Source organism: Desulfuromonas acetoxidans DSM 684 (assembly GCF_000167355.1).
GTDB classification, from domain to species: Bacteria; Desulfobacterota; Desulfuromonadia; order Desulfuromonadales; family Desulfuromonadaceae; genus Desulfuromonas; species Desulfuromonas acetoxidans.
In genome coordinates, this window is sequence record NZ_AAEW02000013.1 from 1 (window position 1) to 24,398 (window position 24,398).

The following is a 24,398-nucleotide window of genomic DNA, read 5'->3' on the forward strand; positions in this document are numbered from 1 at the left end:
CGCTTTTTTTTTGACTTAATTTACAGCGTCTTTCAGGGCTTTTCCAGCTTTGAATTTGGGTACTTTTGCGGCAGGAATTTTGATCTCAGCACCGGTTTGAGGATTTTTGCCAACACGGGCAGCACGGTCACCTACGCTAAATGTGCCAAAGCCAACCAGAGCGATTTTATCACCACCCTTGAGTGCCTCGGTTACGGTGTCAACAAAAGCTTTCAGGGCTTTTTCAGAATCAGACTTACTCAGTTCAGCTTTTTCGGCAATTGCAGTTACGAGCTCAGTTTTTGTCACGGCTAACCTCCTAGTTTTCAATGAGTTTTGCGTTGCTGAAACGCGCCAGTTATAACAGAGAATGGTAGAGAGCACAAGGCCTAAAAAGGCCCTCTCGCCAGCAAAATGAATAATTATTTATCTGCTTTCTCCCCATGGCCATCGCAGGGTTGTTCTAGCAACGCACGTGCCAAAACTTGATCCATATGGCCGACGCAGCAGATATCCAACCCCTTCTTCAGACTCTCCGGAATCTCTTTGAGATCCTTTTCATTCTCTTGTGGTACCAATACCATTTCCAATCCAGCTCGTTTTGCAGCCAGAAGTTTCTCTTTCAACCCGCCAATGGCAAGGACCTCTCCACGCAGGTTAATTTCTCCGGTCATGCCCAGGTTGCAGTCCACCGGACGGCGAGTCAATGCTGAAGAAATTGCAGTGGCCATGGTGATGCCAGCCGAGGGTCCATCTTTAGGGATAGCACCCTCAGGTACGTGAATATGCACGTCTATTTGGCGATAGAAGTCTTTTTCAAGACCCAATTCCTGCCAGCGGGAACGGACATAGGCCATGGCCGCCTGAGCCGATTCCTGCATCACATCACCGAGCTTTCCGGTGATGGTCAGCTTACCCTGACCGGGCAATTCCAGGACTTCAATCATGAGAATCTCTCCCCCGGATTGAGTCCATGCCAGACCGGTTGCAACACCAGATTGCGACGACTGATCTTTACGGCCAAAGCGATACGATGGCACACCTAAAAATTTATTGACCTGTGGCACACCAATGGAAATTTTTTCTTTTCCAGCGCTATCATCAACCATTTGTCGAGCAATTTTACGGCAAATGGCGGCAATACGGCGCTCCAAATCACGGACTCCAGACTCTCGAGTATAACGGCGAACGATCTCCCGGAGTGCTGCAGCACTAAAGCGGACACCGCGACCATCAAGACCATGCTCCTTCACCTGTTTGTTGATCAGGTGTTCGCAGGCAATCTGCAGTTTTTCCTCTTCTGTATAGCCATCAAGCTGAACAATCTCCATACGGTCCAGCAACGGCGCAGGAATACCCTGCAGAGAATTTGCCGTGGTAATAAACATGACATGGGACAGATCGTAATCCATGTCAAGAAAATGATCGCCAAAGGTTTTGTTCTGTTCCGGATCTAGCACTTCGAGCAGCGCCGATGACGGATCTCCACGAAAATCCATGGACATCTTATCGATCTCATCAAGCAGAAACACCGGATTACGGACGCCGGCCTTTTTCATGCTCTGAATCACCTTACCGGGCATGGCACCAATGTAGGTGCGGCGATGGCCACGAATCTCTGCTTCATCACGCACTCCACCAAGCGAGATGCGGATAAACTTGCGATTGATGGCACGGGCAATAGACCGCCCCAGTGATGTTTTACCCACTCCCGGTGGGCCAACCAGGCACAGAATTGGACCTTTGATTTTTTTGACCAGTGTCTGTACGGCCAGATGCTCAAGGATTCTTTCTTTAACCTTGTCGAGGCCATAATGGTCCTCATCAAGAATGGCCTTGGCGCGCTCGAGATCAGTACTGTCGCGCGTGCTTTTCTGCCACGGCATGGACAGCAGCCAGTCAATGTAATTGCGCACCACGGTTGCCTCAGCAGACATGGGCGACATCATTTTGAGTTTTCGCAGTTCAGCCGTGGCTTTTTCTGTCGCTTCTCGCGACATTTTACGCTTTTCGATCTGCTCTTCCAGCTCGATCAGCTCCTGCTTAAACTCATCTTTATCGCCAAGCTCTTTCTGAATGGCCCGCATCTGTTCATTGAGGTAATACTCTTTTTGCGTGCGCTCCATCTGGTTTTTGACACGCTTGCGGATCTTCTTCTCTATCTTGAGAATCTCGACCTCGCGCTCCATCAACTCAAGCAACAGTTCAAGGCGGTCACAGACATCAATCTGCTCGAGAACTTCCTGCTTCTCGTCCACGCGCAAGTTCAGATGAGCCGTGATAATGTCGGCCAGGTTGCCGGCACTCGTGACATTCTCAACCGCAGTCACCACTTCAGCCGGAACTTTACTGCTGAAAGACACATAGGCATCAAACAGCTCCTTGGCGCTGCGCACCAAGGCCTGAGTTTCCAAAGAACCGCAACTGCCCTCCTGGATCTCTTCACAGCAAGCCAGGGTGCAGGCTTCCTCATCAATCAGTTCCAGCAGCTCCGCCCGTACCATACCTTCAACAAGAAGCTTCATGGTACCATCAGGCAATTTGAGCAATTGGGAGATTTTGGCCACGGTACCGATGGAGAACAGGTCGTCACGACCCGGTTCATCGATTTCGGCATCGTTCTGAGCGACCAAAAAAATCAGGCGTTGACCGTCCATGGCTTTTTCGAGAGCCGCGATGGAACGCGGGCGACCGACGAAAAGTGGAGTAACCATTTCAGGAAAAATTACAATATCGCGCAAAGGGAGCAGGGGGATAGCCCCTGCTCCCTCAAAACGTTCAGGAGTGTCAGAAATTTCTGTCATCAATTATCCAAAAAGTTATGAAATCAGGCAGATTCGGCGCAGTCATAGACAATCAGCGGTGCCGATTTTTTTACGACAACATCCTCGCTGATAACAACTTCCTTGACGTGATCCTGCGATGGGATGTCATACATGATATCCAGCATGACCTCTTCAAGGATGGAGCGCAAACCACGTGCTCCGGTTTTGCGTCGTGCCGCTTCCTTGGCAACGGCCACCAAGGCACCGTCAGTAAATTTAAGCGCCACATCTTCGAGATCAAGCAGCTTCTGATACTGGCGAACCAGAGCGTTTTTCGGCTCCTTGAGAATTAACACCAGAGCCTCTTCATCCAACTCTTCAAGCGTGGCAATAACAGGAAGGCGGCCGATAAATTCAGGGATCAAACCATATTTAAGTAAGTCACCCGGCTCGATATCCTTAAGCAGCTTTCCTAAAGTGGTTTCGCTGGGCATGCGCACATTGGCACCAAAACCAATACTCTTCTTGCCGATACGTTGAGAGATAACATCTTCCAACCCGGAAAAAGCACCGCCACAAATAAACAAAATGTTGGCCGTATCGACTTTGATAAATTCCTGCTGTGGGTGCTTGCGCCCCCCTTTGGGTGGAATACTCGCCGTCGTTCCTTCGATAATTTTCAACAAAGCTTGCTGCACCCCTTCACCGGAAACATCGCGGGTAATTGAGGGGGATTCACTCTTGCGAGCAATCTTGTCGATCTCATCAATATAGATGATACCACGCTGAGCTTTTTCAATATCGTAATCAGCAGCCTGAACCAGGCTCAGAACAATGTTCTCGACGTCCTCACCAACATAACCAGCCTCAGTCAAATTAGTCGCGTCAGCCATAGCAAAAGGAACATTGAGGACCCGTGCAAGGGTTTGTGCCAACAACGTTTTACCACTGCCGGTGGGGCCGAGAAGCAGAATATTACTCTTCTGGATCTCGACATCATCATTTTTAGCCGCGTACCGAATCCGCTTGTAATGATTATAGACAGCTACGGACAGCACTTTCTTTGCCCAGTTCTGACCAACAACATAATCATCGAGGGTTGCCCGTATCTCGGCTGGTGCCGGCAGCTTTTCCGCTTCCGTCACCTCTTGGGCGCCGAGTTCTTCGGTAATAATCTCTTGGCACAGATCGATACACTCATCACAGATATAAACTGACGGTCCGGCAATGAGCTTTTTGACATCATCCTGCGATTTGCCGCAGAACGAACAGGTCAAATCTCCGGTGTGATCATCATTGTGCTCCATAACGTCCCTCCGTTCTTATCCGACCTCAGCCCGCATGACAATCTTGTCGATGAGGCCGTATTTTTGTGCATCTTCGGCCCCCATGAAAAAATCACGTTCCGTGTCACGGGCAATAGTCTCAATATCCTGGCTGCAGTGGTGAGCCAGAATGCGATTCAGATCTTCTCGCAGACGAAGTATTTCCTGAGCGTGAATACTAATATCACTCGCCTGTCCCTGAAAGCCACCCAACGGCTGATGAATCATAATGCGTGAATTCGGCAGGGTAAACCGCTTTCCTTCCGCACCCGCCGCCAGCAACACAGCTCCCATACTTGCCGCCTGCCCGACACAAATCGTCGATACCGGCGCTTTGATATACTGCATGGTATCATAAATGGCCATGCCAGCGGTAACGACACCGCCAGGGGAGTTGATATACAGGTGGATATCCTTCTCGGGATCTTCCGACTCTAAAAACAACAATTGAGCGATAACCAGATTGGAAATCTGGTCATCAATCCCACCACCGAGAAAAATGATCCGATCCTTAAGCAGACGCGAATAGATGTCGTAAGAACGTTCTCCACGTCCGGTTTGCTCGACAACGATCGGGACAAGACTCATAGAATTACTCCTGTTCTTCGTCAGCAGGCTTCTCTGCCAACGCTTCTTTGGTCACTTCCTCGATTTTTGATTGACCCAGCAAATAGGTAATCACTTTTTCCTCTTCAATCTGAGCCAGCAGACCTTTGCGCGCCTCGTCAGAAGAGTAATATTTCTTCACTTCGTCGAGAGGAGCATTGGCCATCTCTGCGATCTCTTCAAGACGGCTGTCAACTTCATCGTCATCTACAGAGATATTCTCCTGACGACCAATCGCCTCAAGCAACAAGCTACCCTGCACTTGCTTGACGGCAGTTTCACGATACATGACGCGGAACGCTTCTTCGTTCATCCCCATCATCTCCATGGTCATGCCTTGAGACTGCAAACGGTTGGAGATATTTTTATGCATGAAGTCAAGCTGACGTTCAATCATAGCTTCAGGGACTTCCACCTCATTGCGCTCAACCAGAACTGTGATGAGGCGTTCCTTAAGGTCATCATCAATGCGGGAGGTTTCCTGTTTTTTATAGCCATCACGGATCTTTTCGCGCAGATCATCGGCACTTTCAGCACCATAACCTTTTGCAAACTCATCATCAAGCTCAGGCATCTGTTTTACTTTAATCTCTTTCAGGGCAATCTTGAAAGTAGATTCTTTACCGGCTAGGTCTTTATTTCCATACTCTTCGGGGAATGTCACGGAAATTTCTTTCTCTTCTCCCCGCTTCAACCCAACCAACTGCTCTTCAAACCCGGGGATAAAGCTGCCGGAACCAAGCTCCAGCTCATGATCCTGGGCGGCACCACCTTCAAACGCTTCGCCATCGACAAAGCCTTCAAAATCGATGGTCACGAAATCACCATTTTGAGCCTCATCACGCTCGGCCACTTCCATGGTGGAACGGGAGCTGAGCATTTCATTAAGGCGCTCATCGACGATCTTCTCATCAAAATCAAAGATCTCTTTTTTCAGCTCAATGTCAGTATAGTCCTTCGCCGAAACTTCCGGCTTCACTTCAACATGTGCTTCATAGGTAAACGGCTTATCCTTCTCCAGATCACTGCTCTCTTCAATAGAAGGTTCAGAGATTGCGGCAACTTCATTATCAACCAGAGCCTGATAGTAGGTTTCGTTGATCAGTCGACCAACAACATCCTGTTTCATCTGATCAACATAATAGCTCTCAACCACCGACATGGGAACCTTGCCGTCACGAAACCCCTTAACCTTGGCCGACTTGGCAATTTTCTTATACGTTTTAGCGATCTCTTCACTGACGCGGTCAGCGCTGATTTCAACAGAAATTTTCTTTTTTACGGAGCTTACATTTTCGACCTGAACATTCATGCGGATAACCTCACTTGATTAAAATATCGATAACCTGACAAACCGGAAAATCTCAGACAAAACAGGGGCACTATGGCCCCTGATTTTTTTTGGTGCGAGAGGGGAGACTCGAACTCCCACGGTTGCCCGCTGGATCCTAAATCCAGTGCGTCTGCCAATTCCGCCACTCTCGCGCAACAGCTGTATCCCACGATAATTCGCGGGTTGAAGGCTTCATCGGTTAAGAGTGATAGATTATCATCTCGTTGTTGGAAGCCAAAAATCAAAAAAGACTCGACTATCGCTACTCTCGCCGGGAGTCCGACAAGAACATCGACGATCGAGTCTATCATGGTTAAATGGGGTGAGTGAAGGGATTTGAACCCTCGACAACTGGAGTCACAATCCAGCGCTCTACCAACTGAGCTACACCCACCACAAACAAGGTGGCCAATACTACTTATCGGCCTATCTATTGTCAACAAAAAACAGGGTTGTTGAGTGGCGCGCCAGGAAGGACTCGAACCCTCGACCCTGTGATTAGAAGTCACATGCTCTATCCAGCTGAGCTACTGGCGCTTGTATTAGTGGTCGGGGCGAGAGGATTCGAACCTCCGACCCCCTGCTCCCAAGGCAGGTGCGCTACCAGGCTGCGCTACACCCCGACATACAAGACGCTGTTGTTTATCATTCTGAATTTAAAAATGCAACTTTTTTTTGTCCGACGGTCAAACTCATCACACAGACAGCTACCTGCTGGTATAATCAACGTCTATAATATCATCAGAAGAGGGCGATTCAGAACGCGCCGGAATCCCCGTCAGCACATCTTTCTTGAGCAGCTCAAACTCTTCTTTGCTGATCAAGCCCTTATCATACATATTCGCCAGACGGTCAAGACTACGCAATCGCGACGTGTCAGGATCTTCCAGTTGCAATGGGGCGCCATCAACCTGCCGCACACCAGAAGAAACGCCAACCCGCACCGATGCCAACCCACCCAGAAGACTGATCTCCATAGGCCGATCATTCGGCACATGGCCATCAAACGTCTCCTTGAGTGTTTTCTTGCTGCGTTTGAGATGCCGGTAAAACAGATAGCCGGACAGCGCCAACAGCGCTAGTCCACCACCGAGAATCCACGGCATATATTCGACCAGGCCCCGAAAGAACACTACAAACAGGCCCAGCAGAACCAGCAGAACCACATGGAGAATCAGGACAAAATAGCCGACAAAAATATTTTTAGCGATACCGGTATCACCGGAGTCTTGTGCCATAACAACAACATTCCACAATGACGCACATTGAACAGTTGAACCCTCTCCACCACGACGAGAGCCCCTCAAACTGCGGCGCCCACTATAACAGGAAACATCAGGGGGGCAAACCATTAATGGCGAAAGCGCTGCCGCAATGCAGAAAAATTGAACCCGTTCACGCTCTGTGATAGAGTCCGCCCCAATATAGCGCAAGCCATTCAAAACGAAGAATCAAAGCGAAAAGCCCTGAATTGAAACACATCAAGGAGAATCTCTATGGAAACCAGCCCCAAAGTCTCTCTGGAGACGACTCAAGGCACCATTGTTCTGGAACTCGATGCCGAAAAGGCCCCTATCACGGTCGAAAACTTTCTGAACTATGTGAGAAATAATTTCTACCAAGACACGATTTTTCATCGGGTGATTCCCGGCTTCATGATCCAGGGTGGCGGAATGAACGCCGCCATGGAGGAAGAGCATGGAAAAACACCGATCAAGAACGAAGCGGACAATGGGTTAAAAAATCTCTGCGGCACCATTGCCATGGCACGTACCCAAGTGGTGGACAGTGCCACCTCCCAGTTCTTCATCAACGTCAACGACAACGACTTCCTCAACCATCGCGATCCACGCCCTGAAGCGTTCGGCTATGCGGTGTTCGGTAAGGTTGTCGAAGGCATGGACGTGGTTCGCACTATTGAAAAGGTGCCCACCGGCAACAAAGGCCACCATCAGGATGTGCCTTTGGAACCGATCACCATCGTCAAAGCCAGTGTCATCGAAGACTAACAGACAAAGGGAGCTGCGCCACGCAGCTCCCTTTCAATTTCTCCCCACCGTTACCTCCCTGTCCCGGCAAAGGCTCAGCCCCCCTACACCTGCAGAGTCGCGCCCTACATAAGAGCTTAAACAACACCCTGTTTTCAGGATGTCACCATAACCGACGTCGTGCGACGAAACGGGTTGACCCGCACCTGTAGCGAATAAAGGTAGGGATAATCCTGTTGCAAATGTTCCAAATAATCAAACCACTGTGGCAGCAACAGCCGATAAACCCTCACAGCATCATTGCTTAAATGGTTCAGATCACTTTCAGGTAGCTCTGTATGGTTTTCGCGAAAGCCCAGTTCCTGTTCAAAGTGAAACAACGCCAGCAGCAATTCCGAAAAAGCACTATGCTCCAACACCGCCGGATTCTCAAGCAAGCGGATCAACAACGGCTTGACAGCAGGGAGCACCTCCCAGCTGGACGCCACCAACTGCTCCGGCCGTTCGAACTCCAATGGCAAGGCAGTGGAGAACTTGTCCAAAGCGCGAAAATCACGCCGGTTCCACTGCGCAGTAAACTCAAAGCGACACCGATCATCCTTTGCCAAGGGCAAATGTTCTACCAGTTGCGTCAACAGGGTATGACCGATTTCGTCAAAAAACACCCCTACCAACATATGAAGCTTTCTGCGCTTACTTTCCTCTTCCCGCCGATTCAGCATCAGCTCCGTCGCCCGGCCGACAAAACTCAAAAAAGTGACAGCACCAAGAACAATAAACACCATAGCGAACAGGCGACCCAGCGTCGTTTGCGGCAGGATGTCACCATATCCAACGCTGGACATAGTGACAATACTGAAATAAAGCGCCTCACTAAAGCTCAGATGCTCTGTGAGCATAAAGCAGCCGGTGCTCAGGCAAATCACAGCAATAACAAGAAAGAGATAGATGCGTAGCTGACGAATAGCGGAGTTGTTTGTTTTCATATAAACCTGTGCAAAATCGAACAAAGAAAAAAACGTGGATCGAATCAAAGATTTGAAGGTTACTAAAAAACAGGCGGTAAAACCAGTCAATCGGGAGATTAACACATCGGTTCAACAGCCTGTCAGGTAAGCTAGTCGCAAAAACGCCCAGAGTGGAATAGAATAGACGCCTGAGACTACACAAGACCGCGTCAGGAGGTATCAAGTATGGACAAGTCGAAGGAGATAAACGGGGCAGCAGACCGGGGACAGGAGCTCCTCGCCATCCACGTCAAAAATGCCCACACAAGACTGTCCGATTTTCTCGATCAATACGGCACCGGGCTGGACGTACTGGGAAAGGCCATGGGTGCCTTCACCAAGGCTGTCTACGATCTTCCCGAGTCAGCGGCCTGCGCTTCGGGATGTGCCTGGTGCTGCCACCTGCGGGTAGAGACATCGATTCCCGAGCTTCTGGTGATTTACCGGGAACTCCTGACGGGGAGCACACCAGAGGGCATCGCCTCCTTGAAAAAGTGGACCAGAGAGGCAGCCAGCCTTGGCGATCTTCGGGATGAAGATCTCTGGTATCAGCATAAGCTCCCCTGCCCTTTTCTTGATAATAACAAAGTTTGTCTGATTTATCCGGTGCGGCCATTTGCCTGCAGAGCCCACCATTCCATGGACGCAGCGCTCTGCCAAAAAGGCTATGAGGAAGGACGGCGCCTGATGATTCCGTCTCTCCCCCTCTACAGAGCAAGCACCGATATCTATTCCACGATCTTTATCAAAGTGATGGCAGTGAGAGGGTTTGCGTCATTTCCGGTGGGGTTCATCAAGGGGCTGGCTATGCTGTTGGAAGAGCCAACACTGACAGAGGCCTGGCTTAACGGCAAAGATGTTTTTTCCCCGGCCAGAATCATCAAAGGAGATAGCAGGGAGTAAGCAGGGAGGGGGGGGGGACAAAGCCCCGGACATATCCATGGATAATGGTCTTAACATGAAAACAGCTCAGTATCAGACATGATCTAACTGCCCCCTGAACTCGTTGTTTAAGTTTCTAAAAAGAACTTTTTCTTCCCAAGTGATAAGAGTTGAGAGTTTTTTCAAACTTTAAAAGAATATTTGCCTTCCAAAACTTCAGCCTCAAATGTTGCGTCAAAAGCTCTCTCATACTTGGGGAATTCAGTCTTAACCCTATCTATAATTCCAAGATAGTTTTGCATGACATACACTTTTTCTGCACTCTCTTTTAAAAGATATTTCTCTTCCCCGATAAAAGTTAAAACGGTATCTCCCCTTTGGATAGGATGACTCTTTTCAACATCTTTTGTTATTTCAATGCAGTTATAGTTTATCTCTCTTGCTGAAAGCTTTTCTAACTCATCATCATCCACTTCCAGTATCTTACCATCAATTGTAGAATTCTCGTTTTTTGTGATATTCAAGAATAAAACATCTATCTTTTTTTGTAGCCTATCCGAAAAAACAGGTATCATGATATCCCATGACCGTTCATAGCCATGCAAAGTTACATCATACAAAGAATATTTATTACTCTGTCTTTGTAATGTATTGTGAATACTCTCTGGAAGCATCAATGATCCGTAACCAAAAACGTAAGTTTTATTTTTCCCACGATCTCTTCTTTTAAACTTTCTCACATCATTGACCATCAATTCAAAACGCTTATAAATGCTAAAATCGTTGTTAGCAGCTCTTACTGAATAAATAAAATTTGCAAATTTATCCCAGTTTGAAAGAATTAAATAATCAAAGTTCCTGAAAAAAATATGTTTATCGATCATCCCTTTTTCGTAGGCTACGGCAAGTTCCTGAAAAATATTAAGAAATGTTCTTATTTTGATAGAAACTTCAATATCATCTGCACGTTCGGAGCTTAAAACATCTATCATTGTTTGTGGGTCTTTATGCAAAACAAGCCATTGATCGATTGCAATTCGAAGCTCCATAAACTCTTGAGAGTTAAATCTTTCGATATAAGAAAATGCTTTAGAGCGAATAAAATGTGCATAGGTTTGTCTACCGACAAACACGACACCAGTCAGCGTAACAACAACGCCAAATCCCCCTACAAAATCAATTAATTGCATCCATTTCCCAATCTATTTTCAGTGCAAATAGAGCAAAGCAAAACTTTTAACAGGATGTTGAAAACGAGAGTATCCACAACCAAGCCAGGGCTTTATCGGTAAGCGATTCAAACCGACAGGGTTACCCCTGGACCGTCTGAAGGTGATTAGCTGGGTCATTTCACTTGACCAATTGTGCAGCCAATGTCCTCTTGTACAATTTTCGCCGCCAAGAACACCTGGAATGCATCAGCCTTTCACCGCCATGACATACTTCAGATAGCGTCCTTCGGGAAAAGTTACCGGATAGGGGAAATCTTCGGCCTGACCAGCGGTTTTAAGCACCGTCAAGTCGCTGCCCGCCTCCAGAGCTCCTCGGCGCAATTCTTTAAGGTAATCGGCCAGATCAACTTTCTGATGATTGGAAGACGTAATCAGTAATCCGCCATCTTCCAGCAGTGCCATGGCCTGGGCCACCAGCTTGGCGGTACCGCCCTGGGTGGTGAAGCGATTTTTAGTGGTGGTGGAAAAGCTCGGCGGATCCATGATCACAATGTCAAAACGCTCGCCCTGCGCCAACAGATCAGGCAAGACATCAAAACAGTCTCCGCAGATAAAAGCATGGCGCTTGGCGTTGATGCGATTGAGGCCGAAATTCTCCCGTGCCTGGTCGAGGTAATGGGGCGAAGCATCGACACTGGTCACCCGTGTCGCGCCAGAAGCAGCAGCCGCTACGGAAAAAGCTCCGGTATAGCAGAACAGGTTCAACACCCGCTTGCCCTGGCAGCGCTCGGCGAGATCACGGCGGTTGGCACGTTGATCCATAAACAGTCCGGTATTCAAACCCTCTTCGAGACTGACGCGATAGGTAAGATGATTCTCCTCGACCGTGTAGCGATCAGGGACAGCGCTACCAGCCAACAGACGACTGAACCGTTTCGAGCCTTTTTTCTCCAGCTCACGGGTTTTCTGCGGGCGGAATTTTTCGTAAATACCGTCCGGCTGAAACTCCTGCTGTAAAGCTTGCACCAACATGTTGAGATGCGGCTCCCAGCTGCGCGAGTACAACTGGATCATCAGATACCCGTCATATCGCTCGACGGTGAGGCCCGGCAAGCCATCGCCTTCACCATTGATCACGCGGTAAGCGTTGGTGCCGTCAAGTCCGGCATGATCGCGACGGCGCTGTTCGGCCCGGTGAATTTTCTGGCGGAACCACTCGCCGTTCAACATCATCCCGGCGTCGCCAAGAACGCGGGCAACAATCCGCTGTCCGGGATCAACCAGTGCTATCGCCAGCGCCTTGCCCTGCTCCGAGGTCAAGGTCACCAGTTCACCACACTTCAAAGTGGGCCATTTCCGGGTAAAGCGATCTTCGATCACCCAGGGATGCCCCAGCTTGAGCATCTGTTCTGTCTGCGGGCCGATAACACATGATTTTCGTTGTTGGCGTTTCATTGTCTTTCCATTTAGGCTGTGCTGTCAGAATCTTCCACAACAGCAATTTCGGAAAAAAGGCTGTCCCTGTTTTACGGTATCCTCAATGTCGAAGCCAGCACAAAATGATCCGCCACTTCCCCTAAGCATCATGGCTACCATCAAACACAGGGCTGTGTTAGAGTCAGAAAAAAATTTCAGGAGCATGAACCATTATGGACACAGCCGCACCAACCCGCGCGGAACAACAGATAGAGCAATTACTGGAACAACTGGAGCCCGGCAGTGACCGCTATACGGTGCTCAGTTCGGCGAAAAATTTCAAGTCGTCCTGGGTGGATCTGGGACGCCTGCTCAAGCAGGTTCGCGGTAGTCGTCTCTACAGCGACTGGGGCTACGACAGCTTTGAGGATTACTGTAGCCGTGAGATCCGCATCCGTCGTCAGACGGCGGACAAACTGACCATGGCGTTTCACTATCTGGAGAAGAAACAGCCGACTCTGATGGAGGACAAGCTGCGCCCCCTGCCGGACTACCGTTCCATTGACCTGCTGCAACAGGCTGAAGCCGACACCAACTTTACCAGCGAACAACAACAGGAGTTGGAACAAGCTGTATTTGAAGGCAAGATCAGTCATCCGACCATCGCCAAACGTTTTCGGGAGATGGCCATGGATCATGCCACCATGGAACAACGTCAACTCTCAGAATACAAAAGCGCCCTGAGCGCAGCACGACGTCTGCAAAGTGCACTGGGATTTCTTCCCGATGAATTTGAAGGACGGCAACTCGACCTGGCTCCATTGATCAGCAGCCTTGAACAAGCCGTTGAATTGTTGGACACCGAACAAGAGCTGATTGTCGAATAGCACGTCCATTGCCCCTAAAAGGACCGTCATGGAAAAAAACAGCGCGGTAAAACTGTTTCTACAGACATTTTTTGGCAATAGCGACGACCCCCGCTTTACCTTCATTGAGCAGATCAGTCGTTTCACCACCCTGCAACGCAAGGAGATTCTGTTCCATGAAGGTGATGCCGGCAGCGAGTTTTATTTTCTCGCTTCCGGGCGGGTGAAACTATTTCGCTCCACGGCCGACGGCAAAGAAGCCGTGATCCGCTTCATTGAGCCGAGTGAATATTTTGCCGAGATCCTCCTGCAGCTTAAAGGACGTTATCCGGTCAGTGCCATCGCCATTGAGCCCTGTGAACTGTTGGCCTTGGATGCGCAGAAGATTTTGTCGCATCTGGAGCAACACCCCGACATCGCCATGGTCTTCATCGGAGCACTTTCTCAACGCATCAAATACCTGTTGGGGATGATCGAACAACTGACCCTGGCCGATATCCGGCAGCGGTTTCTCAATTATCTTGGCGTATTACAGGACAAATCGCCCGCGGGCAGCATTGAGTTGCCGGCTGCAAAAGGTGAAATTGCCTTACTGCTAGGTACCACACCGGAAACCTTCTCGCGGTTACTGAAAAAACTCTCCACAGAAAAGATCATCCGTGTCAGCGGACGCTCCATCACCGTACTTGACCCAACAGCCCTTGACGAGGTCGCGCCGTGAAATTATTTGTGACACTACTGATCATCGGTCTGAGCGCTCTACCTCTGTCCGCAGCAGAGATTTACCATTATCGCAATGCCGAGGGCAAACTGATCGTGGTCGACGACCCAGAACTCATTCCACCTCAATACACAGGACAAAAAGTTGGCGCCCCAACCAGCCAGGGCATCACCAGTCCACAGTGGTCCAAGTCTCCATCCTTTGACATTGCTGAGCCGGATCAGAAGCAGAACACCACCATCCAGGAAACTCCGGTAAAAATCTACGGTAACCAGGTAGTGGTTCCGGTGACGTTACATCATCGCAACAAAGACATCACCATCCATCTGGTTCTTGACACTGGCGCAACCATCACCCTGCTCGACCGCGATGCCGTGGATAAACTGCGACTAACAAAATGGCGTTCCAGCACCGGCCATCTGGCAAATGGCGCAAAGGTGGAGATTGAATTGGCCCGACTCGACCAACTCAACATCGGACCGCTGCAGATCGAAAAACTGAAAGTTGCGTTGATTGAACGGGAAAAAAGAAACCGCTTTGCTGATGGCCTGTTGGGTATGGATGTTTTAAAACACCGCGCTTACCACATCGACTACCACAACAAACGCTTGATCTGGCAATAGGTTGCGACAACACAACTGAGAATAACAACGCGCCCGCCGGGGATGTCCCGACGGGCGCGTTTATAATTTTTGCAGGTTGTTTTCCCAACAAGCTTTTAAACGGGAAACAGACGGTAGGTATTCCCCTCTTTTTCCCGACGCAGCACATTCTCTTTATCCAACTGCAACAGTGTCGCCTGCAGATGTTTGCGGTTTTCCTTGGGAAACAGACCGTAAATCTCCGTTTGCATAATCCCCGGCTGTTCCATCACCCGCTGCAACACCCGCCACGTCAAAGCGTCGTACGTTTCTTCCGATGGAACCTTTGACTCATCCTGAACATCCACAGATTCTTTCTCTGGGGCTGCTTCCTCAACGACAGACTCTTCAGGCTTCGGCTCAGACACGACGTCTGCACTCTCAACTTTTAGCGTCTGCGATTCGTCAACCTCTTCAACAGGCTGAGAAGTGGTCTCCCCTGAAGTACAAGGCGCTACATCAGATTTTTCAGCCGCTCTCTGTGCTTGTTTTTCCTGACTTTGCCGATAAAAGAACACGCCAAGTCCGCCAAGAACCAATACTACAAAGACAAAGTCACCCATCCTTCCTCCTCTTCGCTTTAATCACAATCAACAAAAAACAATACCATCATTAATAAGGGAATATCCTTACATATGTACGTGAATACAGCGAGCGGGTCAAGGAAAAGCCCTGACCCGCCGCTTGAAACACCGCGATACAACAGGGGAAAAAGAGGTCCCCAAGGATGTAAGTCGCCTTTTTTATCATAAAATCAACCCTGGTTTTCTCCAGCGTGGAACCAGTTGTCAAACCAGGTACGATGATCCTTTTCAGCCAATATTTTCAAATCGTTGGGGCCCAGCCAAATACCGCCGCAAGAGGGGCACTGATCCAGAGGCACACCGCGAAAGGTGCTAGCCTGAATCTCTTCACCACATTTGGGGCATCGATTTTTACACAATTCACGTATCTGCCCTTCGTGCATTTTTTCTTTCATCGCTTCGATCTGCTTGCGCTCTACATCACGAAAATATTGATTTTCAAAAGCTTTTTCTCGCTCATCCCACACATCTTTCATAACCACCTCCGCAATCCTCAGTCGAGAGTGATAACCGGTATATGAAGTATACAAAATTAATGGGATTTTTCAAACGCCCCCCCCCCGCACATCTGCAATTGATAGCAGCCAGCCCCATATGCAGCATTCTTGCCTAGATTCATCAAGGTGCCCAATTCCAGAACCGGCAACAGGTCAACCAGAGTCGTTCCCTGCAACCGCAACGTGCCCATCAGTCCGCCTAAAGGCTGCTGCATCTGCGGGTCGGGTCCCAGCTGTCGCCAATCTTGCCATTCGAGGTGATTTTCCAGCACAACAACCTGCTGAGCAAGTTCAATCATGCGAGCCGGGTCATCCACCAATTCCAAATGGCAATGGGCATAAAGCATGGAGCTCACCCGACGCAGAATAAATGGAAACAGATCGGAAAAATCGGCTCGAAACAGCGGTCGATTGCGCTGCATCAAACGCGCCGGCGTAATAAACTTCAACGTCAGCTCATTCACCGCAACCGGCAGGGTCGACAACCACCAGTCAGCATCGCGTAGCGGGCTTTGTACCTGAGCCAGATCCTCCCCAGCACGCCACAGATTGGCATAACGTCCCGAAGAGTCCTGACCGGCAATCTCCAGCAATTCAAAGCGACCGGCATCATGACGCAATCCATTTTTGCCCAACGCCTGAAACACTTGGGCCAGCTGGACAATCTGCTCCTGGCGTCCACCCCACAACACCACCGGAAAAGTCAACAGCTCATCCCGTTGATAGTGACGGCAACAGGCCGGGTCCGGTTGCAGTACAAATGCAGCAGCGCTTTGCTGGTAGCGCTGTCGGGCCACGGGGTCATCGGCAATCGGCGGAGAAAACAGCTGACTGAACGGATGCACACCGGCGTTGGTGCGACCATCAGCATGATAAAAGACATAACTTCCGGCAGCACGAAGGTTACGCCGCAGACGCAGCAGTGTGGCCAGGTCCACATCCAGGGGTTCCAACAGACGTACCCGGTAGCGTAATTTGACGAATTCAGCACGTTCCAACGTTCCCGTCAGAATCATAATGCCCTCCCCGAACCAGCGAGTACAATAGACTCCTGGCCCCGTTGAATTGCTTTATTGCATGGCTTTTGATACTGTGCTGAAAAACAGTCCACTTGGCAACCTCTGGTTGTCGGGACACGCCCATTCCCTTTTGATCAAGAAAGATTCAACACCGTATGTTCTCTTTTGAATTGCTCCATAATGACCGTTCCTGTCGCGCACGTCGTGGCCGTTTGCACACCCCTCATGGAGCCATTGAAACACCGATTTTCATGCCCGTCGGCACACATGGTGCTCTCAAAGCCATGACCCCGGCTCAAGTCGAGGAGACCGGCGCGCAAATCATCCTGTCTAACACCTACCACCTGCATCTCAAACCGGGTGAAAGCCTGGTCAAGAAAGCCGGTGGACTGCACCGTTTCATGAACTGGGACAAGCCAATTCTTACTGACAGCGGCGGTTTCCAGGTGTTCTCGTTGCCGAAGAAAAAAATCACCGAAAGCGGTGTGTTCTTTCGTCATGAGCATACCGGCGAAGAAATTTTCCTCGGACCAAAAGAAGCGATGCAGATTGAAAACGATCTCGGTGCCGACATCATCATGGCGTTTGACGAATGCATCCCTTATCCATCCAGCCACGATTACGCTAAAAAATCGATCCATAAGACATTGCGCTGGGCCAATAGCTGCCTGGAAGCCCACGGACGCAGCGACCAGGCATTGTTCGGCATCGTTCAGGGCAGCGTCTATGAAGATCTGCGTCGCGAATGTGCGGAGCAACTGACGGCCATGGATTTCCCTGGCTACGCCATTGGTGGCGTCAGCGTCGGCGAAGGCCTTGAACTGCTGAAACAGGTGGTGGATTACACGGAACCGTTTCTGCCGTCGAACAAACCGCGCTACCTGATGGGTGTTGGTCTGCCGGAAGATATCCTCGAAAGCATTGAGCGGGGCATGGATATGTTTGACTGTGTTATCCCGACCCGCTATGCGCGAAGTGCCACGGCTTTCACCTCACGTGGCAAACTGCGTTTGACCAACCGCAACTACCGGCGTGACTTTTTTCCGGTGGACCCGGCCTGTGATTGCTACTGCTGTCGCAACTTTACCCGGGCTTATCTGCATCACCTGTTCAATGCCAACGAAATTCTCTCGGCAACCCTGATGGCTATTCACAACGTCCATTTCTACCTCAACATGGTGAAACAGGCCCGTGAAGCCATTGAACAGAACTGTTACATCGATTTTAAAAACGATTTTCTTGGCGAGTACGGCTTTTTCGAAAAAAAATAAAGACCAACCTGGCAGGGGAGTGAATACACCCGGAGCGGTTTTTTTTCGCTCTCCTGCTAAGGAGTCCACGAATGAGCACACCCTCAACGCAATCAACTTCTTTAGACGCCGACATGGTTCACCGCCTTAAACGGGCGTTGACCACGGATAGCGATGGTTTAAAAGAGATTCTCCAGGACCCATCCAGCGAGGTCCTGCACGCAGCCCTGAAAAATGTTGCCCTGAGCGAAGAGCATCTGTTGCAGGTGCTCAAGCGTCACGATCTGACCAGCACATTTCTCAATGCCGTTGGCCGTCACAAGCTGTCCGAAAAATCACGGATATGCATGGCCACCCTCGCTCATCCGGCCGTCTCCCCCGCCCTGGTCAAAAAACTGCTGTCGCGACTCCATCTGTTTGAAGTACTCAATCTGTGTTATCTGCCCGGGCAATCGGCGGATCTGCGCATGGCCGCCGAACTGGCCATCATCCAGCGCTTGCCCATGGCCCCGCTCGGCAATCGAATCAGTCTGGCGCGTCGGGCCACGGCAACGGTTTTGCAAGCCCTGTTCAAAGAGGGCCATCCACAAGTGATCGAGGCCGGACTCAACAACCCAAAACTTCAAGAAGTCGCGCTGTATCAACACCTTAACGGTTCCAACGCCACGGCGGAAACCATCTCGCAGATTGCGCGTCATCCCCGCTGGAGCCAACGACCCAATTTACGCCGCGCCATTCTCAAAAACCGTCAGACACCGCGCGTGTGGTTTATTCAGTTTCTCCCCCGTCTGCCACGTACTGAAGCGCGCAACCTGTTGCACAGTCAAACGCTCAGCGCTCGCCAGAAACAGTGGATTCGTGACGTCATCGAATAAAAAACAGCGCGCTTCGTCATCACGAAACGCGCTGTTTTTTATAACTCAAGATGTTGCGACAATCAGTCGATCGCGACAACAAAACCACGGCCCACTCCCTGCCTGGCCAGCTCCTCACGCCCCTGCTGCGCGGCCTCCAGCGAATCGTACTTGCCAGCCCGCACCCGATAAAACAGCCGTCCGTCCACCCAAGCCTGCTGCACATCGGCATGACCGTATTGACGTTTGAGTTTTTCCGCCAACCGAGTCGCATTCGGCTGCTGAGTAAACGCCCCGACCTGAACAGTGAACGGCCCGGTTTGTACCGATTGCGGTAAAGTGTAATGCGGTTGTCCGCTGTTATCCCACTGCTGATAGCCCAGCGCGGTAATGCGTACCGGAGCGGTGCCCGGTCCAACCACGCCAAGGCGACTGGCGGCGGTGTAGGACAGATCGATAATCCGGCCGGCGACAAACGGGCCGCGATCATTGACACGCACCACGACAGTTTTGCCGTTATTCAGATTATCCACCTGAACAAACACACCCAACGGCAAGGTTTTATGAGCCGCCGTCATGGCGTACATGTCGTAAATCTCGCCGTTACTGGTTTTGCGTCCGTGGAATTTCTTGCCGTACCAGCTGGCAATCCCCTCTTCACTGAACCCTTGATGATCAAGCAGAGGGGTATAGGACACCCCGTAGACCTCATAGGGTTTCTGCCAGCCTCTCAATGGCTTGCCTGTCGTCGGAGAGACCGCCGGTGATTGCGGAGTTGACGAAGAACACCCTGCCAACGCGATAAGAAACGCGATAAAGGGAAGGAAACACCAGCGCCGCACCACGAATTATTCCTCCACCGCCACTTCCTGCATGACGGTCATGGCGCGGAATTTTTCGTAACGCTGCTCAACCAGTTCTTCCGGCGAAAGCTGCTGCAGTTCATCAAGATGCTTCTTCAAGCATTGTTTGACGTTTTCGGTCGCCTGGGTCGTGTTGGTATGCGCGCCCCCCAGAGGCTCTTCGATCACATCATCGATAATACAGCCCAGCTCATTGATGTCGGCGGCGGTCAATTTGAGCGCTTCGGAAGCCTGAGGACCCTTAGTACCGTCACTCCACAGGATGGCAGCACAGCCCTCTGGAGAGATAACCGAATACACAGAGTATTCCATCATCAGTACACGGTTACCAACGGCAACGGCCAGCGCACCACCGGAGCCCCCTTCACCGGTCACAGTGACAATAACGGGAACTTTCAGCGCCGCCATCTCGCGCAGATTGCGGGCAATGGCCTCGGCCTGACCACGTTCTTCAGCACCAATGCCGGGGTAAGCACCCGGAGTATCGACAAAGGTAAAAATCGGAAGACCGAACTGCTCAGCCATTTGCATGATGCGCAGAGCCTTGCGATAACCTTCGGGGTTAGGCATGCCGAAGTTGCGGATCACCTTTTCTTTGGTGTCGCGCCCCTTCTGATGGCCAATCACCGCGCACGGTTGGCCGTCAAAACGGGCAAAGCCGCACACCAGTGCCGGGTCATCGGCAAAATTGCGATCACCGTGCAATTCAAACCAGTCGGTAAAAATGTTTTGAATAAAATCGAGGGTAAAGGGCCGTCCCGGATGACGGGCCAGCTGGGTACGCTGCCAGCGAGTCAGTTTAGAGAAGATATCTTCACGAAGCTTTTCAGCTTTCTTCTCCAGCTTCTGCAACTCACTGCTAAAATCAACACTTTCCGTCGAATATTCACGAAGTTCGAGGATTTTTTGTTCGAGATCAACCAAAGGTTTCTCAAAATCCAGATATGCTTGCATGAGGCTCTCTCCATACTCCGCCCAACCAACCACGCTGTCGCGTCAGGCGTGTTTATTCGCAAATGACAGCCCCCTTGTCGCGCTGTCCTGCATGCTCAAAAACAAAAAATGATCGATACCGGTGTGTGCCTCCGTGGCGGCAACCGGCCTCCTCCAATCGATTCAGCTTAATCGGTACATGGTAGCCTAATCATTCGAAGGTGACAACATTGTATCCGAACAATTTTTCCACAGCACTGACAAAGTCATCGCTGGCGGCAACACTGAGTTCTTTGGCCACACGAATTTGTGTTTCACTGCGATTCGGTACCACCATGTGCAAAATCACCGCGCAGGAGCCCGAATAGCGCATCATGGTGTGCTTAAGAGTCTGCATCATATCGTCGGTCAATCCCGGTGTAGTCAGGCGTAGGTGAATCTTTGACGTCTGCTTCTCTTTGACATCGTGGAGCAACAGGATTTCGTTGGCCAAGACCTTACAACTGTCCTCTCCAGCATCAAGCGTGCCGTACACCATCAACGGATCATCACCGCCCAAATAATCAGCTGCGGCCTGAAAGGCTTCCGGAAACACCACCACCTCCAGAGAACCGGTCAGATCCTCCAGGGTGATAAACGCCATGCGATCGCCTTTTTTGGTCACCAGTTCCTTTTTGCCACTGACAATGCCGCACACCCGCACCTCTTCCTTGTCGTTACGTTCGACCAGCCCGGAAAGATCGCAGGTGGCAAAGCGTTTGATATCTTCGGCGTAGCGCGATAGCGGATGGCCGGTAATATAAAACCCCAGGGCTTCTTTCTCATTGTTGAGGCGCAGCTTGTCATCCCACTCGGCAACATCGGGCAATTCACCATAGCTGCTGCCACTACGGGTCACCATCTCCTCCATGCCGAACAGAGACTCTTGACCTTGTTGCTTTTCACGCTGCACCTGTTGGCCAATCTCCATAGCACTTTCCAGAGCGTCCATATATTGCGCACGTTTGCCGCCCAGCGAATCGAACGCGCCGCACTTGATCAGCGATTCAACCACCTTTTTGTTGACCTTGCCCAGATCGACCCGCTCACAAAAATCATTGAGAGAATCATAGGGGCCATCGACTTCGCGGACATGGATAATGGAATCCAGCGCGGCGGTACCAACCCCCTTGACCGCCCCCAAACCGAAACGCATGGCGTTTTCGTGAACGGTAAACGAGCGGATTGAGGCATTGATATCGGGAGGCAAGACCTCGATGCCCATGGAACGCACCTCGGCAATGTTTTTGATCACCTTGTCGGTGTTCTCCATATCCTCGGTAAGCAATGCGGCCATAAACTCGACGGGATAATGGGCCTTGAGGTAGGCGGTATGGTAGGCCACCAGAGCGTAAGCCGCCGAGTGAGATTTATTGAAACCATAGGCGGCAAACATGGCCATCAGATCGAAAACCGCCTCCGCTTTTTTGGGATCTAGATTGTTCTCCTTGGCGCCTTTAAGGAACAGCACTTTTTGCTTTTCCATCTCCTCGGGTTTCTTCTTACCCATGGCGCGGCGCAACAGGTCCGCACCACCGAGAGAGTAGTTGGCCAGGGTTTGGGCGATGAGCATAACCTGCTCCTGATAGACGATAACCCCATAGGTATCCTTGAGGATCGGCTCCAGTTGCGGAAAGTCGTAAACAATATCCTTCTGCCCATGCTTACGCAGAATAAAGTCATCGACCATGCCCGAACCAAGCGGACCGGGACGATACAGAGCACAGGCGGCGATAATATCTTCAAAGCAGTTGGGCTTGAGTTTGACCAGTAGCTCTTTCATACCCGAGGATTCGAGCTGGAACACGCCGGTGGTATCACCATGACTGAGCAGTTCATAGGTGGCTTCATCATCATCGCCAATCACGTTGAGATCAAAGTCGGGATTTTTTGCCGAATGGATCAGGCGCAAGGCATTGTCGATGACGGTCAACGTTTTCAGACCGAGGAAGTCGAACTTAACCAGACCGATCTTTTCGACATAGCTCATGGGGAACTGGGTCACCTGACCGCCCGATTTCTGATCGGTGTACAGTGGCAGGTAATCGGTCAACGGATTGGGGGTGACCACCACACCGGCGGCATGGGTCGAGGCATGGCGGGTCAAGCCTTCCAGCGACAAAGCGACATTGAGCAGCTCTTTAACACGCACATCGGATTTGGCCATTTCCTGAATACGCGGTTCCTGCTGCAGGGCATCCTTGAGGGTGATATTCAGCACTGCCGGCACCAGCTTGGATAATTTATCCACCTCGCCATACGGCATATTGAGCGCTCGGCCGACATCCTTGATCACTCCTTTGGCCCCCAGGGTACCGAAGGTGATGATCTGGGCGACATTCGGCGCGCCGTACTCCTCCTGCACGTACTGGATGACTTTTTCACGGCCATAGATGCAGAAGTCGACGTCGATATCCGGCATGGAGATCCGCTCCGGGTTGAGGAAACGTTCAAACAGCAGATCGTAGGGGATCGGATCAATGTCGGTGATACGGATGGCAAAGGCCACCAGGCTGCCTGCCGCACTACCACGGCCCGGCCCCACCGGGATATCGTGGTCCTTGGCCCAGTTGATAAAATCGGCAACGATAATAAAATAGCCGGGAAACCCCATATCGCGGATGGTCTTCAGCTCCCGCTCGAGACGATCCTGATACACCTGCTCCTCTTCAGCACTCAAATCGGGATTCAATGAGCGGATCATTTTCAGACGATCTTCAAGACCGTCACGGGCCATCTCCTCCAACACCTCATCAAGGGTCTTGTCTGCCGGTTTTTCGTACTGGGGAAAATGATAGGTATCGAAATCAAAGTCGAGGTTACAGCGCTGAGCAATCTCCACCGTGTTGTCAAGGGCTTGCGGAACATGGCTGAACAGCTCGCGCATTTCGTCCGGCGTGCGCACATAAAAGCCATCGTTGGCGAAACGCATGCGCTTCTCATCATCCATGGTCTTGCCGGTCTGAATGCACAGCAACACCTCATGGGCATAAGCATCTTCACGCCTCAGGTAATGGCAATCATTGGTGGCCACCAACGGCAGTCCCAGCTTGCCGCTGATATCGATCAGACCGGTATTGGCCGTCGCCTGCTCAGGAATACCGTTTTCCTGCAGTTCCAGATAAAAACGGTCATCATCAAACACCTGAGCCATCTGTTCGGCACGAGCCAGGGCATCGTCGGGTCGCCCGAGGTTGATCAACGTGGGGATCTCGCCACCCAAGCAGGCGCTCATGGCGATCAGCCCCTCGTTGTACTCGGTAAGCAGGTCCCAGTCGATACGCGGCTTATAGTAAAAGCCCTCACGATAAGCGGTGGAAACCAGATAGCACAGATTGCGGTAGCCGATCTTGTTCTGGCACAACAACACCAGGTGGTAGGACGCCTCCGATGAACCGCGGGCATTGCTCTTTTCCGTGCGACGCCCTGGAGCAACATACACCTCACAACCGATGATTGGCTTGACACCCGCAGCCGTGGCTTTGGTGTAAAACTCCATGGCTCCGAACATATTGCCGTGGTCAGTGATCGCCACGGCCGGCATCTTGTATTCTTTGACCCGCTCAATCAGGTTGGGAATTTTAATCGCACCATCGAGCAGGCTGTATTGGCTGTGCAGGTGGAGATGAACGAAATTGGCGTGTTCCATAAGCTAATC

General features: G+C 50.8%; 22 protein-coding genes and 4 tRNA genes. 7 read left to right on the forward strand and 19 right to left on the reverse strand.

Annotated features, from left to right (window positions below):
- Positions 1-15: 15 nt before the first annotated feature.
- The 10 genes from DACE_RS11240 to DACE_RS11285 all read right to left on the reverse strand — a co-directional run bounded on the left by DACE_RS11240 (position 16) and on the right by DACE_RS11285 (position 7,246).
- Positions 16-288: an HU family DNA-binding protein gene (locus DACE_RS11240; RefSeq protein ID WP_006001308.1), complete on the reverse strand. Its 273-nt coding sequence runs from the start codon at positions 286-288 to the stop codon at positions 16-18.
- Between the two features lie 113 nt (positions 289-401).
- Complete coding sequence (gene lon / locus DACE_RS11245; protein WP_006001310.1) at positions 402-2,783, reverse strand: endopeptidase La; 2,382 nt, start codon at positions 2,781-2,783, stop codon at positions 402-404.
- 23 nt (positions 2,784-2,806) lie between these two features.
- Positions 2,807-4,051 (reverse strand): ATP-dependent Clp protease ATP-binding subunit ClpX, encoded by a 1,245-nt coding sequence (clpX, locus tag DACE_RS11250; RefSeq protein WP_006001313.1) that lies wholly within the window; start codon positions 4,049-4,051, stop codon positions 2,807-2,809.
- A gap of 15 nt (positions 4,052-4,066) precedes the next feature.
- Positions 4,067-4,657 carry an ATP-dependent Clp endopeptidase proteolytic subunit ClpP gene (clpP, locus tag DACE_RS11255; protein WP_006001315.1) on the reverse strand — a complete coding sequence of 197 codons (591 nt, stop codon included), beginning with the start codon at positions 4,655-4,657 and terminating at the stop codon, positions 4,067-4,069.
- Positions 4,658-4,661: 4 nt separating this feature from the next.
- On the reverse strand, positions 4,662-5,987 hold the full coding sequence (gene tig / locus DACE_RS11260; RefSeq protein ID WP_006001316.1) for a trigger factor: 1,326 nt from the start codon (positions 5,985-5,987) through the stop codon (positions 4,662-4,664).
- A 90-nt stretch (positions 5,988-6,077) separates the two neighbouring features.
- Positions 6,078-6,160 (reverse strand) — tRNA-Leu (locus DACE_RS11265).
- Positions 6,161-6,326: 166 nt separating this feature from the next.
- Positions 6,327-6,402 (reverse strand) — tRNA-His (locus DACE_RS11270).
- A gap of 66 nt (positions 6,403-6,468) precedes the next feature.
- Positions 6,469-6,545 (reverse strand) — tRNA-Arg (locus DACE_RS11275).
- Between the two features lie 9 nt (positions 6,546-6,554).
- A tRNA-Pro gene (locus DACE_RS11280) sits at positions 6,555-6,631 on the reverse strand.
- An 84-nt stretch (positions 6,632-6,715) separates the two neighbouring features.
- A complete protein-coding gene (locus DACE_RS11285; RefSeq protein WP_040367188.1) occupies positions 6,716-7,246 on the reverse strand; it encodes an SHOCT domain-containing protein in 531 nt (176 codons plus the stop codon).
- 258 nt (positions 7,247-7,504) lie between these two features.
- On the opposite strand from DACE_RS11285, the gene DACE_RS11290 reads away from it, so the two are divergent.
- Positions 7,505-8,017: a peptidylprolyl isomerase gene (locus DACE_RS11290; RefSeq protein WP_006001321.1), complete on the forward strand. Its 513-nt coding sequence runs from the start codon at positions 7,505-7,507 to the stop codon at positions 8,015-8,017.
- Between the two features lie 134 nt (positions 8,018-8,151).
- Here DACE_RS11290 and DACE_RS11295 read toward each other — a convergent pair whose 3' ends face one another.
- On the reverse strand, positions 8,152-8,982 hold the full coding sequence (locus tag DACE_RS11295) for a potassium channel family protein (protein WP_006001323.1): 831 nt from the start codon (positions 8,980-8,982) through the stop codon (positions 8,152-8,154).
- Positions 8,983-9,189: 207 nt separating this feature from the next.
- On the opposite strand from DACE_RS11295, the gene DACE_RS17410 reads away from it, so the two are divergent.
- Positions 9,190-9,906, forward strand: coding sequence for a YkgJ family cysteine cluster protein (locus DACE_RS17410; protein WP_006001324.1), 717 nt, complete (start codon positions 9,190-9,192; stop codon positions 9,904-9,906).
- A 161-nt stretch (positions 9,907-10,067) separates the two neighbouring features.
- Here DACE_RS17410 and DACE_RS11305 read toward each other — a convergent pair whose 3' ends face one another.
- Both DACE_RS11305 and DACE_RS11310 read right to left on the reverse strand, forming a co-directional pair.
- Positions 10,068-11,075 (reverse strand): DUF4760 domain-containing protein, encoded by a 1,008-nt coding sequence (locus DACE_RS11305; RefSeq protein ID WP_006001326.1) that lies wholly within the window; start codon positions 11,073-11,075, stop codon positions 10,068-10,070.
- A 228-nt stretch (positions 11,076-11,303) separates the two neighbouring features.
- On the reverse strand, positions 11,304-12,512 hold the full coding sequence (locus DACE_RS11310) for a class I SAM-dependent rRNA methyltransferase (RefSeq protein WP_006001327.1): 1,209 nt from the start codon (positions 12,510-12,512) through the stop codon (positions 11,304-11,306).
- A 194-nt stretch (positions 12,513-12,706) separates the two neighbouring features.
- Between DACE_RS11310 and DACE_RS11315 the strand changes: the two genes are divergently transcribed.
- The 3 genes from DACE_RS11315 to DACE_RS11325 are packed head-to-tail and all read left to right on the forward strand — an operon-like array spanning position 12,707 to position 14,683.
- Positions 12,707-13,360: a hypothetical protein gene (locus tag DACE_RS11315; RefSeq protein ID WP_006001329.1), complete on the forward strand. Its 654-nt coding sequence runs from the start codon at positions 12,707-12,709 to the stop codon at positions 13,358-13,360.
- Positions 13,361-13,388: 28 nt separating this feature from the next.
- Positions 13,389-14,060, forward strand: a complete 672-nt coding sequence (locus DACE_RS11320) for a Crp/Fnr family transcriptional regulator (protein WP_006001331.1) — start codon at positions 13,389-13,391, stop codon at positions 14,058-14,060.
- Complete coding sequence (locus DACE_RS11325) at positions 14,057-14,683, forward strand: retropepsin-like aspartic protease (protein WP_006001333.1); 627 nt, start codon at positions 14,057-14,059, stop codon at positions 14,681-14,683. The genes DACE_RS11320 and DACE_RS11325 overlap by 4 nt, the downstream gene beginning before the upstream one ends.
- A gap of 95 nt (positions 14,684-14,778) precedes the next feature.
- Here DACE_RS11325 and DACE_RS11330 read toward each other — a convergent pair whose 3' ends face one another.
- The 3 genes from DACE_RS11330 to cas6 all read right to left on the reverse strand — a co-directional run bounded on the left by DACE_RS11330 (position 14,779) and on the right by cas6 (position 16,798).
- On the reverse strand, positions 14,779-15,264 hold the full coding sequence (locus tag DACE_RS11330; protein WP_006001334.1) for a hypothetical protein: 486 nt from the start codon (positions 15,262-15,264) through the stop codon (positions 14,779-14,781).
- 191 nt (positions 15,265-15,455) lie between these two features.
- Positions 15,456-15,761 carry a zf-TFIIB domain-containing protein gene (locus DACE_RS11335; RefSeq protein WP_040367190.1) on the reverse strand — a complete coding sequence of 102 codons (306 nt, stop codon included), beginning with the start codon at positions 15,759-15,761 and terminating at the stop codon, positions 15,456-15,458.
- A gap of 56 nt (positions 15,762-15,817) precedes the next feature.
- Positions 15,818-16,798, reverse strand: coding sequence for a CRISPR system precrRNA processing endoribonuclease RAMP protein Cas6 (gene cas6 / locus DACE_RS11340; protein ID WP_006001338.1), 981 nt, complete (start codon positions 16,796-16,798; stop codon positions 15,818-15,820).
- Between the two features lie 158 nt (positions 16,799-16,956).
- On the opposite strand from cas6, the gene tgt reads away from it, so the two are divergent.
- Together tgt and DACE_RS11350 are read left to right on the forward strand one after the other, a co-directional pair.
- Entirely contained in the window at positions 16,957-18,072 is a 1,116-nt protein-coding gene (gene tgt, locus DACE_RS11345; RefSeq protein ID WP_006001339.1) for a tRNA guanosine(34) transglycosylase Tgt, read from the forward strand.
- A gap of 71 nt (positions 18,073-18,143) precedes the next feature.
- Positions 18,144-18,926 carry a hypothetical protein gene (locus DACE_RS11350; protein WP_006001340.1) on the forward strand — a complete coding sequence of 261 codons (783 nt, stop codon included), beginning with the start codon at positions 18,144-18,146 and terminating at the stop codon, positions 18,924-18,926.
- Positions 18,927-18,988: 62 nt separating this feature from the next.
- Here DACE_RS11350 and DACE_RS11355 read toward each other — a convergent pair whose 3' ends face one another.
- The 3 genes from DACE_RS11355 to dnaE all read right to left on the reverse strand — a co-directional run bounded on the left by DACE_RS11355 (position 18,989) and on the right by dnaE (position 24,389).
- Positions 18,989-19,603, reverse strand: coding sequence for a septal ring lytic transglycosylase RlpA family protein (locus DACE_RS11355; protein ID WP_238326417.1), 615 nt, complete (start codon positions 19,601-19,603; stop codon positions 18,989-18,991).
- Between the two features lie 150 nt (positions 19,604-19,753).
- Entirely contained in the window at positions 19,754-20,722 is a 969-nt protein-coding gene (locus DACE_RS11360; RefSeq protein WP_006001343.1) for an acetyl-CoA carboxylase carboxyltransferase subunit alpha, read from the reverse strand.
- A 190-nt stretch (positions 20,723-20,912) separates the two neighbouring features.
- Entirely contained in the window at positions 20,913-24,389 is a 3,477-nt protein-coding gene (gene dnaE, locus DACE_RS11365; RefSeq protein WP_006001345.1) for a DNA polymerase III subunit alpha, read from the reverse strand.
- Between the last annotated feature and the right edge of the window lie 9 nt (positions 24,390-24,398).